The following is a 13794-nucleotide window of genomic DNA, read 5'->3' as shown; positions in this document are numbered from 1 at the left end:
GAATCCGCCTTTTTACCAGGGCCAAATATTATCAATGATTCGGGTTCCCCATCCAGGCTTTTGCTTGTCTGACAAGGCGCCTTTTCCATAATACTCTATCCTTGAATCCGCAAGAGAGGTTGACTGAACCCTATTGGTTGCAGAAATATCCTGGGGCCTTATCACCCCTGACACAGTGATATACTGAACTTCATTATCCACTTTCATGGCCCTTCTTCCGAACAGGCTTAAATTACCGTTGGGCAACACCTCAACCACCCGGGCGGAAATGGAGGCTGTCACCTGGCCGGCCCTGTCGCTTTCAGCTTCGCCTGCAAACGAATTATCAAAACTTGTGCCGATAAGAGAAGGGGTTCCCCTTCCGCCAAGGGCGGTTTCATATCCCAGAACGTTTATCGTGGGCGTTCCCACGTTCATGGCGCTTTTTCTTGAAGACTCTGTGTTAACATCCATCTTGGAGCTGGAATTTTCTACAATATCAACAATTACGGTATCGCCGACATGATTGGCCCTTGTATCCTCAAACATGGACCCACGGCTTTCGTTCCACAAAGAGCCTTCTGCTGCACGACCGGCGGAATAATCAGGCGGAATGGAAGGGGCGGTCTGACCTGCATCCCCACTGGGAAGCACGGCCATGTCGGATTTGCCCGAGGTCGTACACCCCACGCCCATAAAACAGATCAATACCAGTATCAATCCCTGTTTTATACTTTTAAGCCCGGATGTCATAACATCCTCCCTTTTTTCCTTAATAAATAACTTCAACGGTTGATCCTTCCCTGACCAGTCCCCGGAGGATTTTCCCGGATCCCAGGTTCTCAACTTTCATCATTTTATCCTTAAACCCGTCTTCTTTGGCAATGCCTGAAGTGACAATCCTCATATGATCGGATCTGGCCACCAGCACGATGACCTCTCCTTTCCGGATTAAGGGCAACGGCACAAGCCAATCCTCTTTAATGGGTGTATGTTTCATCACATCGATTTTCAAAACCTGACCGGACATTGCCATAACATCTCTTACAGCCTCTCCTCTGAGACTGAACATATCTTTTTTGACCAGCACCACATCGGTTTGTGCAAGGGGGTGACCCTTTTCAAGATGCCTGGCGGCACAGACAACTTTCTGGTAAACAGCAATTTTCCCTCTGATGCGAATGGAGTCCACCTCTTTGCCATCCACCCAAACAGCAATGGACAGGCTCAGATTTCCATTTTTATCCACAGCCCGTTCAGATGAGCAGTCCATGGTCAATTCCCCAGCAGGATAGACCCCTGTTTTTTGAATCCGAAGCTTTTTGATCTCATACGCTTTGTCCGTAAAATAATCAGACAAAAAAAGATCCACCCGGGCACGAATATCGGCCTTTTCAAGCACCTGAAACCGCTGCTTGACATAAATTTTATCCGGGCAGGCCACAGATATATCCTTTGGCAGTGCAGGATGCCCTCTTAAATGGGAAAGCACACGGGCCCGGGTTAACACCTTCATCATACCTGGTTTTGGAGATCTTCCCAATGATACGGTTTCTAAAACCTCCCTGATATAGGGCTTGGCCTGGATACTGGCAATATCCTTTAAAAAAATCTGGTCTCCTTTTACCTGGCTGAACTCTTCAATTACAATATGCAAGGGCGCATCCCCGGCAAAAACAAAAGCACAATGCCAGGCCGCCAGGATCTGGAAGACAATCAAAATCAGTGATGTCCGGTTAGGTTTTTGCTTGCTCAATAATTTTTTGATCTTTGACAATATTGTCCCTGTTTGAACTATGAGAGCCCTGCTCCTCGCAGCCAAACAGGTCATTTAGAATGGCGGTTCGCAGCTGCCGAACTCTTTTGATCGTGACCTTTTCATTAAACTGTTTTTGGCAATGGATTGCCAGTAACAGGTAAGTGATAAGGCCGCCAAGAATCTGAACCATAAGGCCGTATTCACTGCGGGCAATGAGATGATATACCTTCAGATGTTCTTTCCACCATTTGAAAAAATCCTCAATGGTCCACCGGAGTTTATAAATTGTTGCTATTTGTTCCGCTGTTAAATCATGCCTGTCAGTTGCCACATAGTATTTGACGCCAGCAATTTTATAGCCAACAACCCGAACAGGCCTTTTCGTCTGGTTTTGATTCGGAGTACCAAGTTTAACCAGTGCATCATAAAAAATGTAGCTGTCGGAAGGGGTCTCGTGGTTATCAATAATTGTTCTTGTTGTCCTGGTTTTTATACGGCAGACAAAATGTTTGCCTTGCTCCTGAAGCAGGTCAAATTCTTTATGGGATTGATATCCACGATCCATAACACCTGTTTGCCCCTTGGAAACTATTTTGGGAACAAAGGTGCGTTCAGCGCCGTTGCCTTCAGTCAAAAAGATTTTGTTTGGGATTCCGTGATTAATGTCAAATCCGCAATGTACTTTGGCTTTTTTACTTCCTTTTCTGTAGTTCGCCCAGTGCATTGAAAGGACTGCATTTATGAGACTACCGTCAATGGAAACCAACTCTCCTAACTCGGCGTGTTCACCCGGATGACACTCAAGAGCCTGTTTATAAAGATCCTAAAAGATAAATTGCAGTTGTTCGAGTCCCCTGTGATTGATGGCTTCACAGAAACTACTACGGCTGATACCACCGTCTGGCGCAATATTTTCTTTAGCAAAAACATTTTCCTTGAGATCCTGAATTAAATGTCGGGCAGACTTGTGCTCCTGAAGATGGAAATAAACCAAAGCATTTATCTGGTCTTCGAATGTCATTTTTAAAGGGCGGTCTCCTCGAGATTGTAATTCCGGTGCTTTTGAAAGTGACTTTATCAGAGGGCACCTGAAATTGTCAAAGTTCAGGGACCGTAGTTGTTTTTTAGGGACTGAGATGTGCGTCATTTGAGCTCCTTGAGTTAAATTTTCAAGGCGCACAAAAATTTTTACGCACATTTGTCAACACAAAACCGACTGTTTTTTCAATGATTTTAGATGCTTTTTATATGCAACAACCTAACCGGACACTACTGAATCAAAATACAAAATTTTGAACCTTTTTTATCCATAAGTCCTATCGTTTAAGCCCGTTGGCAGTGCTCAGCATGGAGTCTGCCGTCTGAATGGATTTGGAGTTGGCTTCATAGGCACGCTGGCCCACAATCATGTTCACCATTTCTTCCACCACAGAGACATTGGACATTTCCAGCCAATTGTTTAGGGTGGTGCCGGCCCCGTCTTCCCCGGGAGTGCCTTCAACCGGATCCCCGGATGCTTCGGTGGGTAAAAACAGGTTCTGACCCTGGGCTGAAAGCCCTGCCGGATTTATAAATGTGGTCACCAGGACATTTTCTTCGGCAAGAATTTCCTCGTTGGCATCAAAGGCCGTCAGGGTACCGTCATCCTGAAGCACCACGGTCACGGCTTCAACCGGAATGGAGATCTCAGGCTGAAGCCGGTCGCCCACAGGCGAGGTGATAAACCCTTCACTGTCCAGGGTAAAACTGCCGGCACGGGTATAATGATCTTCGTCTCCGTGGAGCACCCTGAAAAAGCCTTTGCCCTGGATGGTAAAATCAAAGGTGTTCCCGGTTTCCACATAATCCCCCTGGGTAAAAATCTTTTGAACTCCGGCAGGTTTTACGCCCATGCCGATCTCGATCCCGGACGGGACCTGACCGCCACCCGGGGTTGTCTGGCCGGCCACTAGCATTTTTCTGTACATGAGATCTTCAAAATTGGCCCTGGATTTTTTAAACCCTGCCGTACTTGCATTGGCAAGGTTATTGGCCACCACATCGGTTTGAATCTGCTGTGCACCCATACCGGTTGCAGCAGAATAAAGAGATCGAATCATTTGTTACCTCCACATATTATCTGGGTATACCCACTTGAGTAATGGCTTTTTCGTCAAGCTCGTCAAAGGTCATTATGGACTTTGTAAAGGTCTCGAACATCCGATGGTAGTCAATCATTTTTACCATCTCGTCCACAGCCTGAACGTTGGATCCTTCCAATGCCATATGCTTGATCACCGGTGCCTGCACGGCAATCTCATCTCCTGGGTTCCCATTGTAGGAGAACAGATTATCACCTGCTTTTTCAAGTTTGTCCCTGTCCTGAAAATTGACCACATCCAAAGTATCCACCACATCCCCTGCCACCCTGATTTCACCGGTTTCATTAATTTCAGGACCCTGGGCATCAACATTGGCAAGATCGATGATGATGGCCCCGCCCTGGCCCAAAACAGGGTTGCCTGACTTGTCCACCAGCACCCCTTCAGAGTTGAGTAAAAAATTACCGTTCCTGGTGTATTGGATACCATCGGCAGTCTCAACTTTAAAAAGCCCGGGGCCAGCCAGGGCAACATCAAACGGGTTCCCTGTTTCCTGATGTCTCCCTGGGAAAAATCCTTGTTAAGCTGGGCCTTGAACTGGCGGTCAAAACTGACCAGATCTTTTTTAAATCCGCTTGTATCCACATTGGCCAGGTTGTTGGAAACCGCTTCGAGTTTCCGCTCCTGCCTCAATCCACCCTGAACCGGCCGTGTCATTTCTAAAATCATAAAAGGCGCCTCATTATTCCTGATATTTTTGTTCAATCCCAAAAATTGCAAGACAGATGCCAGGATCAATGAAATCTTCCGGGCAAAAAACAGAACAGGCCCCTCTCGACCGCTAACCCATTATAAATCAAGGAAATATTCATTTTGTTTTATTTTAAATGCCAAATGCCAAAATTATTTTCACTTCTCAATTGCCAAACCCCCAACACCCGCACCCCCCGATATTTGACGCCACCAGAAAAAAATTCCCCATGGCCAGAATCAACAGCGGTATTTGAGATTTCGCTTGCAATCTGATCCATTTGAGGCTAGAAAATAATTTTCCCTTTCATGATTTTGGAGCGATAATAAATGACCCATCAGGTAGACACACAACTTAAAGATTACTTTTGCCCGTTTTGCCACAGCAGATTATTCAGGGGCAATGTAAATAAATTCAAATTGGTCTGTCAGGAATGCAATCGATTGGTGGACAGCAGTAAACTGCCCCAGGATATCAAAAAAGATTCATCCGAAGATCATTTGGACGATTTTTCCGAATTGGCAGAATAGACAAAGGCCAGAAGCTCGGCAACCGCAACATAGATCTCTGGCGGAATTTCCTGGTCAATCTCAAGGGAAGCCAGGACTTGGACAAGGTCGGGATCATCCTTGATGGGGATTCCATGTTCCCTTGCCAGTTCAATAATGTTTTCGGCAACCCGGCCCTTGCCCTTGGCCGTGACTTTAGGGGCATCATCAACCTCTCGGTCATACCTTAGGGCAACGGCTTTTTTTATCTCTTTTTTTCCGGTCATAACCTTAGATCACAAGATCCAGCCCCCTGGATTCATCCGGTTTGATCATGGATTGAATAAGAGCATCTGCCGACAGGGCCCGGGGTTTTGCAACCTGGCATTCAATTTTACCCGGCCTGTAGGCCAAAGATATGAGCTGATGTTTCAACTCAGGGATCAACCCATTCATATAATCGCAGCACTCTTGATCTTCCAGCATAAACCGGCCTGTAATCTCTTTTTTCAAAATCGAAAAATCTGCCCTGATACGGCCCAGGGCTGTCATATTCATCAAAAATGCAATCTGGATAACCCGGTTTTCTCCGGCCTGGGTTTCATTTTTTTTCTTGCCGGTATTGATAAACAACTGGCCAAAATCAAGCTGCTCGCCTGCGAGCATGGGAAAGGGAATGACAAACCGGTTGGAATCCCCGGTCTGGGTGTTGAGCTGCTGTAAATTTTCCAATGCATTTGCCACTCCCCGCAGGCTTGCTTTGGGGGCACTTCTGATTCAAGGGATAAAAACTGAAGTATTGCAGCCTTTAAATCCTGTTTGCCCAAAAGATCCATCCTGGGGGTAATCGTACTTTTATCCGAAGAAAGCATGGCGGTTTGAACTTTTTTCTCCAGGGTCAATCCCATATTTTCCAGAAGCCGGGGTAAAAACCGGTCATCCCGGGTCCCTGATTTCAAAGAAAGGGTTTGAAGAATATTCTGGATGGAAGGCTCTTGAGTCTTGCCAAGCTCAGGAAGCGCACTGTTGATCTGGGAAAAAAGCCGGACCAGGGCCCCATGACGTCCGGCTCGAATATTGGCCGGCCGGGTTGGCGTTTCAGGCCCAGCCAATTTAAATGACACCCCGTCTTTATTGCGGAAGGCTTCAAGTAAAATGTCCGTTCCCGGTGTCAAAGGCAGATCTGTTTTGGCAATCACCTGCTGGCCTGCCACGAAAATCTTTACCTTGCCCTGGGGCAGGAGGGCAACCACCTGTGCACGGAGCAACTGCCCTGTTTTCACTTCCGGCATGGGCACGGGTTTTCCGGAATGTTTTTGAAGAATCAGTTTAGAAGACAAAATCTTGGGGTTTAAAATCATTAAGCCTTCTCCATTGCAATAAACTTTTCTTTCAAATCCCCCCTGTGACAATATAAGTGAGACACTTACCCCTTGATAAATTAGTGTAGGGCGGGTAAGGCAATACTTATATGAAACCGATAAAAATGAACCCACTACCAGAGTCCGAAAAACAGGCAGCCCCCAAGGAGGCACCAATGGAAGGAGCCCATAGGGCGACTGGAATTGGGGCCTCCTTGGGGGGACAGGATTCAATCCCTGATCCTGAAGTTCCTGAGAAAAAGCCCCGGCGTAATTTCACTGCTTCTTATAAACTGCGTATTCTCCAAGAGGTTGAAAACTGCAATGAATCCGGAGGAATAGGTAGGATACTTCGAAGAGAGGGCCTCTATTCTTCAAATTTAGCCGATTGGCGCAAAGCCCGGAATAAAGGACTTCTCAACGCCATGGCACCTCGAAAGCGAGGGAGGAAATCCAAAGAGAAGAACCCATTGGCAACAGAGGTCGCCAGACTTCAAAAAGAAAAATCTAAATTAGAGCATAAGTTAAAACAGGCGGAACTCATCATTGAAGCCCAAAAAAAAATTTCTCAGATCCTGGGAATCCAACAAAATCTGGACGACCTCAAAGGAGACGACTGATGAATGCCGCCCTAACGTTAAGTCACGATCTTGGGAAAAAGCCTTCATGTGAGGCTTTCGGTGTCCCTCGCTCATCTTTTTATAGGTTTTATTCTCCGAAAAAACAGGTGAAATCAAAGCGGGGCAGCTCTCCTCTTTCTTTGAATCCTGATGAACAACAAACGGTTTTGGATATTCTTCACTCGGACACGTATCGAGACCAGGCCCCATACCAGGTCTATGCCTCTCTTCTTGATAAAGGAAAATACTATTGCTCCATCAGAACGATGTATCGGCTTCTTCACAAAGAACATGGTTCTGTACCGGAACGAAGACGGCAGGTAAATCGCCCGAAATATAAAAAACCTGAATTGCTGGCAACCGGACCGAATCAGGTCTGGTCCTGGGATATTACCAAGTTGAAAAGCGTCACAAAATGGACTTATTTCTATCTGTATGTAATCATGGATATTTTCAGCAGGTATGTTGTCGGCTGGATGGTCGCCCATAGGGAACAAACAGCATTGGCCAAAAGGCTTATTGAGAAGTCCTGTGAAAACCAAAATATATTACCCGGTCAGCTTGGACTTCATGCAGATCGGGGAGCCAGTATGAAATCCAAAGGGGTTGCCCAGCTTCTTGTTGATTTAGGGGTAACCAAAACCCACAGCAGACCGCACGTCAGCAATGATAACCCTTACTCTGAAGCTCAATTTAAAACATTGAAATATTGTCCAAAATTTCCAAATCATTTTGGTTCGATTGAGGATGCAAGAACCTTTTGCCAGGATTTTTTTAGATATTACAACAAAGGGGCGCATTCCCATTTTCCCGGTTATACCGCTGGCACTGGATTGTGCATGTTTGCCATCTGCTTCAGGCAGTTCCAACGCCCTGCTTTATAAAATGATCGCAGCATAATCATTTTTTCTGCATTCTCCCGATACCAAAAGATGCATGGACCTTTAAGACGTAAATTCACGACTCTCCGAATCGAACTTTCAATAGCACCGCTGCCAATAGGTAAGTTCAACGCTTTTACAGTTGAGAAATTAAGCCTCAGTTCATTGCGCACAAAATAATCCCGTTCCGTCTTGATAGCCTTACTGTTTCTGCCTCTACAAAGCTTCTGGACGGCCTGTACCACCTCAATCGCCTTTCCCTTCAGCAGAAGACCTCGCTGCTTCGATACCCAGCGTTTGCGTTCCTTGGATGACCAGGTCTTCCTTAAGCCTGCTACTGTACCCAGATGCTCAACTGCATGGTAGAAATCGAGAAGTTCATACACACGCTCAGGAGCCAAACCCAATGCTTTTAGAAGTCCGGGGATTCGATTCCAAATCCAATGTGCCCCATCTGCAACAAACAGTATTTTGTCTGAGTTCTGAATATGAAGGGAGTTCAAATAACCCTTTAACAAGTGGAATACACCATCCGGTCCATTGAAACAGCCATCAATAAATGGTGAAAAGCTTTTTTCTTGTTTTCCATGGGCGTCCACTACATAAATGATCAAAAGCTTGGGTTCTCGCCATGCCCCACGAAATCGGGTTCTATCCTTTTGGGTTTTTGGTCCCCTTTTCTTCTCTCTGAGCCGAGTGCGGCCACCATCAGTGCTGATAACGACTCGCCGCCCTTCAAGTAAATCTCTATCATTTAATGGGATTCGGCCCGCTTGTTGTTCGGCTCGAGCCCGCTCTGCGTACCGATAGGTCAGTTTACGGATGACCTTTATACCCAACGTCATCCCACGGTCACAAAGCACTTGACGGACTTCTTCAAAAGAACTTAATAAGGCTGACCAAGAACTCACCATAGAAGCCAAAGCAGGCGAGCAGCGATCATGGATTCCAAGAAGGATTAAGCCAGCGTATGCACCTTTATATCTTTTTCCTTTTCGGCGGTCACAGGACCTTCGATAGTATCGAACATGAATATCAACCGAACTATCTGTACAAAGCTGAATCCAAACGGTCTCAAGCCCTTCGCTTTTCATCCGTCCCGGCCAATTGGACATCAATTCTTTTTCTTGGTCGACCTGTTCAGAGGAATCTACTGAGGCCTGGATCTTTTTTTTAAAAAAAAGGCGCTTATCCGATTTGTATACTCAAGGATTTCCTGCTCCATCTGTTCTAATTCGTTAGCGTTACGAACCAAGCGATTTGGATCTTCTTCCAGTTCTTTGAGGCATGCAAGGACTTCATCAACAGTATTACAATCTTCAGCTTTCTTCATTAGCACAATCCATTTATGTTCATTTCAGCGTAACAGAGGATATCATTCTTTTTGCTCTAAAAGACAGGCCTTTTTAAAACCGGGAAAATGGGAATGCGCCCCAACAAAGAGCATTACCATTCTGGTATTGGCCTGGTAACCCCGGAACAGTTTCATTATGGCATTGCTAAAGAGATTTATGGGTCTCGCTGTAGAACTTTGAAAGAGGCGTTTATTAAAAACCCAATACGCTTTAAGGGGAAAATCCCTCGGCCACCAGCTTTACCAGAAGCAGCCTGGATCAACAAACCGGAACAGGAAGAGAAGGATAAGATTGGAGCCTAATTTTAGGCATAAAGTGTCTCATTGTCATTGACACATTCCGCATCTGAAATAATATTGGACTCTTCCAGGTGATTGAGGGTGGATTTATAAACTTTTTCTAAGCCCACATAGTCCATGGAAAGTGAGGGGTCCCTTAAAAAGGCATGATCTGCTCCCATCTTCTGGGCTGTTTTAAGGGTGGTTTCATTGTCGGTTGAAACCACCACCTGATCAATGTATCTGGCTGCCTTTGCCGAATTGATGGCATATTGGAGCAAAGGTGCCCCCCCAAGGGTGCCTGAGATCCCTTTGATAGGGATTATGGCAGTGATGTTCATATCCTGGATCATGGCTTTTTGGTTTTTTTCATAGGGCGTCTGCTCCAGATTTTCCATGATACGGACCACATTGGTTGCCCTCTGGACATTGCCGTCCTGGTGGATGCCATGGTAGTGATAGACACTGGCCGAGGGTTCATATACAATTTTATACCCCTGGTTCAGTACTAACTGGGCCCATACCCGGTCTTCGATATTGGTAACTTTGTCGTCAAAGGGGTAGGCATCCAGCACGGATTTTTTGATCATTGAATTGGCATTATGGAAAAAACTGTCCTTTTCCTGTACCCGTCGTTCCGGGCCGAACACGATCATCAGATCTCTTTTGTCTCCCGGCGGTGTAAAAGACAAAGGTTCCTGACGTCCATAGACACCTGCCACTTTGTCATCTTCAAATCCTTTTAATAAGTTTTCCAGCCACTGTGCGTTGGTGGGGATGCAATGACCTGAAAGGCAGACAATATATTCGCCTTGGGCCCTTGCGATGCCGATATTGAGGGATTTGCCCGGTAGATATTCGGTGCAGTGCTCAATTTTTTCTACTGGGAACTGCTCTACCTTGGCCAGAGTAGAGTCTGTGCTTTCGTTGTCCACAAGGATGACTTCAAAATCCTTGTAGCTTTGTGAAAAAACACCTTTAAGGCAGGATGAAATCCAGCGTTCTTCGTTTTTGGTTCTGATGATGATGGATATTTTCATGTGTCCTGTTTGTCCTTTTAAATCTTTATCCATATATTATTTTCAGCAAGACTTTTTTCTGATGCCTCCAGCACCCCGGAAACCACCATTGAGGACTCAAATGACGGCCGGATCTGGTTGAGGCGTTCCACATCTTTTCTATTGTGAACGATATCCACGGCATCTGTGATAAATTGAAGAATGCTTTTGGGCCCATACCCCTGGATCTGCATGAAATCCCCTTCCTGATCCGGGTAAAACTGGCTGAAATACGGATTGATCTCTTCGTACCCGTGGTCGTCCGCCACAAAGGTGACCCCTCTGTTTTTCTGGTCGCTTCTGTATCTGCCCTTTGTTCCGATCACCTCAAGGCGTTGGTCAGACATGGCCGTTGATATATCCGGATCAATCCACCCGGTAAGATGTGATGACAAGAACTGCCCTTGGCCGTGATTCCATTCAACAAGGGTCTGGATGGTATCATAGGTGTTAATTCCCTGGTCCAGAAGATATTTTTTCATTCCCATGGACATGACCCTCACCGGAACTGCATGGGTTAAAAAATAGATCAGATCCACATAATGTACCCCCAGGTATTGGAAAATATTGGTGGTTTCCACCGATCCTTTGAACATGTTCCTTGGGATGGTTTTACGCTGGCTGTAATTAATTCTAAAGTGGAGCAGATCGCCCAGGGCCCCTTTTCGGATTAAATCGTATAGCTTGAGGTTGGCCTGGTCATACCGTTTATGGTATTCCACACACCCCAAAATTTGATGCTTGTTTTTCAGCCGGATCAATGCCTGGTTTTCCTCTTTTGTCGGCACCAGGGGCTTGACCACCTGGACATGAATCCCTTTTTTTATCAGGTTGGCTGTGATTTCAAAGTGCAGGGCGTCAGGCACTGATACAATGGCGGCGCATGGGGCTTTGATCTGTGAGACAGCATTTAAATAGGCTTTAGGGTCATCTTTTTTTTCAGGATAAAATTGGATTTCAGGGCAAACGCCGGTAACTTCCTTTAAGATATTGGATTGAATTTTTGCAAGATCAGCACTCTTTTTTGTAGCCGAAGCAAGGTGGATGGTTTTGATTTTTCCCTGGCGTACTGCTTCAAATGCAGCCGGCAGGATGGTCCCTAAACCGTTTGTCCCCCTGCCGCAGACATACATGCCTGCTCCAACGATTAAAAGGTCTATGGGAGTATCGTAAACCATCTTAAATATCCTTTACAAGAGGGTCGTATTCAATCTGATCATCTGAGGTGTTTGCCATGGATTTGAGAATAAATTCGGCCAGTTTTAGATCTTCTTTGCGTTTGATGATGACCCCGCTAAACTTGTCCACCGGATAGAACCCGGATTTTCCAACAAACAGGGCATGCCCCTGTTTTTCATAGGCCTGGGCAAAGACAGCGGTCCTCCACATCATAATTGAGTAAACAAAGAGTTCCACCGAGCACAAGGTCCTGGGTCTGGGCAAATAGTTCATCCGTTTTATAGTTAAGAGGGCTACCCTGGAAGTTGGCATGGACCTGCTGGTCAATGGTTGTGATCAGGCTGTCAAGGCCTTGTGTTTGAAAGTGGGTGACCACCTTTTTGATTTCTTGTCCGGTCTGCAAAGGGGAGGTGGGATTAACCCAGCAGACAATATCTCCGGGATGTTTGTCAATAAAGTCCATCACCACATCATCGGACTTGGTGGCTGAGCTGCCCAGATGTTCTGGACGGTGATAAAATTCCACCCCGTAGCGCTGGGCCATTTTATCAAAAACGGCATGGTCTGCATTGATAATGATCCTGTCAAAGATGCCCGAGGCTTTGGCTGCATTTATGGCATAGGATATCAAGGGTTGGCCGTTGATCAGGGCCAGGTTCTTTTTTGGCAACCTTGTGGAGCCGATTCTTGCCGGTATCATGGCGATGATTTTTTCTTGTTTTTCCATTATCCCTCCAGATCCACACCCAGGCCATAGGTGGTGCTCAATTGCTGGAAACCCTCCAGTTCGGCCGGTGTTACAGGAATGCCTTTGACACTCCGGTCTGAAAACCTGATTTTTTCAGGATCACCTGCCACCATCACGGATTTATCCGGGTCCAGCCGGGGCGCATTCCTCAGTTCGTCAATCATCTGGGCCATCCGGGTTTTGAATTCTTCAACCGGGATAAACCCGTTGATATTCATGGCCCCTACAAACTGACCAAGGTATCTTTTTTGTTCTATGCTTTCAAACATCTTTGAAATATGGGGGCCATAGGGCATGCCGGTCAGCATGGAGCAAAGAATTTCAACCATCAGGCTCAGGCCGTATCCCTTATAACTGCCTACGGGCAAAAGCATTTTAATTTCATCGGCATTGGTGGTGGGGATCCCGTTTTTATCCGTGCCCACGTTCTCAGGTGCTTTTTCGCCCCGTTCCTGCAATTGGCGAACCGCATTAAAGGTAATGATACTGGTGGCCATATCCAGACAAAAAGGGCCTTCTCCCTTGACCGGGGCTGAAAAGCAGACCGGGTTGTTCCCTAAAAAACTTTTTTTGCCGTGGGTGGGAATGATCAGGGAGTCTGAGTGGGTATAACTTGTGCCGATCATGTCTTTTCCTGCAATTTATAGAGCAAAATAGGCAGCTGCCCCAAAATGGGTGGAGTTTTTAATGGCCACGTTTCCCGTGCCGAACTCCTCTGCCATTTCAGCGGCATGACCAAAGGTATGATTTGCATCTAATATGGCTATGGTGGGCATCGTTTTTTCAACAGAGTACTTCGGGGTAGGGTTGATCCGGCCGGATTGGACTGCTGCAAGATAATGGTGAATCAGCCGTATCCCGTGGGAGTCGGTTCCCCGCAAAGAGGTCAAGGTCAGTCCCTGGGCAACATATTCTGCAGTTTGGTTTTCCACGCCTTCTTTAAGCAAGCCGCCTTTGATGATTTGTTTGGCGGCATCACTCTTTATAAATTCCATTTTTTTCTCCTGTTTTGGGTACACAAATACATTGGGATTCATCCTTGGGCAGGTTCCATCCAGGTACATTGTTACATATTTTGTTTTTTGCGCTTACCTGATACATTTGAAGCGTCCTTTTACCTGCTAACTTGGACAGGATATTGTTTTTTGTCAAGAAAACTATGGTTTTGCCCTCATGTGCAAGGTTTTGATTCATTTTATTATCCATTATTTGGATAAACAGCCTGATCTAAATGAGTTCATTTGTCTTAATTCCAC

16 protein-coding genes and 2 pseudogenes are annotated in these 13794 nt (G+C 46.0%); 3 read left to right on the top strand and 15 right to left on the bottom strand.

The window, feature by feature from the left end; all coding sequences use genetic code 11:
• Positions 1–12: 12 nt before the first annotated feature.
• From HUN05_20770 to HUN05_20740, 7 genes and pseudogenes are all read right to left on the bottom strand, one after another.
• Positions 13–732, bottom strand: a complete 720-nt coding sequence (locus HUN05_20770) for a flagellar basal body L-ring protein FlgH (protein ID WDP87257.1) — start codon at positions 730–732, stop codon at positions 13–15.
• Between the two features lie 19 nt (positions 733–751).
• Positions 752–1636, bottom strand: coding sequence for a flagellar basal body P-ring formation protein FlgA (gene flgA / locus HUN05_20765; GenBank protein WDP87256.1), 885 nt, complete (start codon positions 1634–1636; stop codon positions 752–754).
• 79 nt (positions 1637–1715) lie between these two features.
• Positions 1716–2885 (bottom strand): annotated as a pseudogene (locus tag HUN05_20760) (IS4 family transposase).
• A 169-nt stretch (positions 2886–3054) separates the two neighbouring features.
• Complete coding sequence (flgG, locus tag HUN05_20755; GenBank protein ID WDP87255.1) at positions 3055–3837, bottom strand: flagellar basal-body rod protein FlgG; 783 nt, start codon at positions 3835–3837, stop codon at positions 3055–3057.
• A gap of 16 nt (positions 3838–3853) precedes the next feature.
• Positions 3854–4548, bottom strand: a pseudogene (locus HUN05_20750) (flagellar hook-basal body protein).
• A 518-nt stretch (positions 4549–5066) separates the two neighbouring features.
• On the bottom strand, positions 5067–5345 hold the full coding sequence (locus HUN05_20745) for an EscU/YscU/HrcU family type III secretion system export apparatus switch protein (GenBank protein WDP87254.1): 279 nt from the start codon (positions 5343–5345) through the stop codon (positions 5067–5069).
• A gap of 4 nt (positions 5346–5349) precedes the next feature.
• On the bottom strand, positions 5350–5790 hold the full coding sequence (locus tag HUN05_20740; protein ID WDP87253.1) for a hypothetical protein: 441 nt from the start codon (positions 5788–5790) through the stop codon (positions 5350–5352).
• A gap of 739 nt (positions 5791–6529) precedes the next feature.
• On the opposite strand from HUN05_20740, the gene HUN05_20735 reads away from it, so the two are divergent.
• Positions 6530–7039: a hypothetical protein gene (locus HUN05_20735; GenBank protein WDP87252.1), complete on the top strand. Its 510-nt coding sequence runs from the start codon at positions 6530–6532 to the stop codon at positions 7037–7039.
• Positions 7039–7923, top strand: coding sequence for an IS3 family transposase (locus tag HUN05_20730; protein WDP87251.1), 885 nt, complete (start codon positions 7039–7041; stop codon positions 7921–7923). The genes HUN05_20735 and HUN05_20730 overlap by 1 nt, the downstream gene beginning before the upstream one ends.
• Here HUN05_20730 and HUN05_20725 read toward each other — a convergent pair.
• Both HUN05_20725 and HUN05_20720 read right to left on the bottom strand, forming a co-directional pair.
• A complete protein-coding gene (locus HUN05_20725; protein ID WDP87250.1) occupies positions 7854–9014 on the bottom strand; it encodes a hypothetical protein in 1161 nt (386 codons plus the stop codon). The genes HUN05_20730 and HUN05_20725 overlap by 70 nt on opposite strands.
• Before the next feature lie 56 nt (positions 9015–9070).
• Positions 9071–9253, bottom strand: coding sequence for a hypothetical protein (locus HUN05_20720; GenBank protein WDP87249.1), 183 nt, complete (start codon positions 9251–9253; stop codon positions 9071–9073).
• Positions 9254–9346: 93 nt separating this feature from the next.
• Here HUN05_20720 and HUN05_20715 point away from each other — a divergent pair, with 93 nt between their 5' ends.
• Positions 9347–9577, top strand: coding sequence for a hypothetical protein (locus HUN05_20715; GenBank protein ID WDP87248.1), 231 nt, complete (start codon positions 9347–9349; stop codon positions 9575–9577).
• A gap of 2 nt (positions 9578–9579) precedes the next feature.
• Here HUN05_20715 and HUN05_20710 read toward each other — a convergent pair whose 3' ends face one another.
• From HUN05_20710 to HUN05_20685, 6 genes are read right to left on the bottom strand one after another with little or no spacing between them, the layout of a single operon-like run.
• Entirely contained in the window at positions 9580–10626 is a 1047-nt protein-coding gene (locus HUN05_20710; protein WDP87247.1) for a glycosyltransferase, read from the bottom strand.
• Positions 10611–11789, bottom strand: coding sequence for a Gfo/Idh/MocA family oxidoreductase (locus HUN05_20705; GenBank protein ID WDP87246.1), 1179 nt, complete (start codon positions 11787–11789; stop codon positions 10611–10613). Before HUN05_20705 ends, HUN05_20710 begins: the two co-directional genes overlap by 16 nt.
• Before the next feature lies 1 nt (position 11790).
• Positions 11791–12003, bottom strand: coding sequence for a hypothetical protein (locus tag HUN05_20700; protein WDP87245.1), 213 nt, complete (start codon positions 12001–12003; stop codon positions 11791–11793).
• Positions 11966–12517 (bottom strand): hypothetical protein, encoded by a 552-nt coding sequence (locus tag HUN05_20695; protein WDP87244.1) that lies wholly within the window; start codon positions 12515–12517, stop codon positions 11966–11968. Before HUN05_20695 ends, HUN05_20700 begins: the two co-directional genes overlap by 38 nt.
• Positions 12517–13164, bottom strand: coding sequence for an Ldh family oxidoreductase (locus HUN05_20690; GenBank protein WDP87243.1), 648 nt, complete (start codon positions 13162–13164; stop codon positions 12517–12519). Before HUN05_20690 ends, HUN05_20695 begins: the two co-directional genes overlap by 1 nt.
• Before the next feature lie 15 nt (positions 13165–13179).
• Positions 13180–13533 (bottom strand): Ldh family oxidoreductase, encoded by a 354-nt coding sequence (locus tag HUN05_20685; GenBank protein ID WDP87242.1) that lies wholly within the window; start codon positions 13531–13533, stop codon positions 13180–13182.
• Between the last annotated feature and the right edge of the window lie 261 nt (positions 13534–13794).

This window comes from Desulfobacter sp., from assembly GCA_028768545.1.
Classification (GTDB): Bacteria; Desulfobacterota; Desulfobacteria; order Desulfobacterales; family Desulfobacteraceae; genus Desulfobacter.
This window is presented reverse-complemented; position numbering and strand designations above follow the sequence as displayed.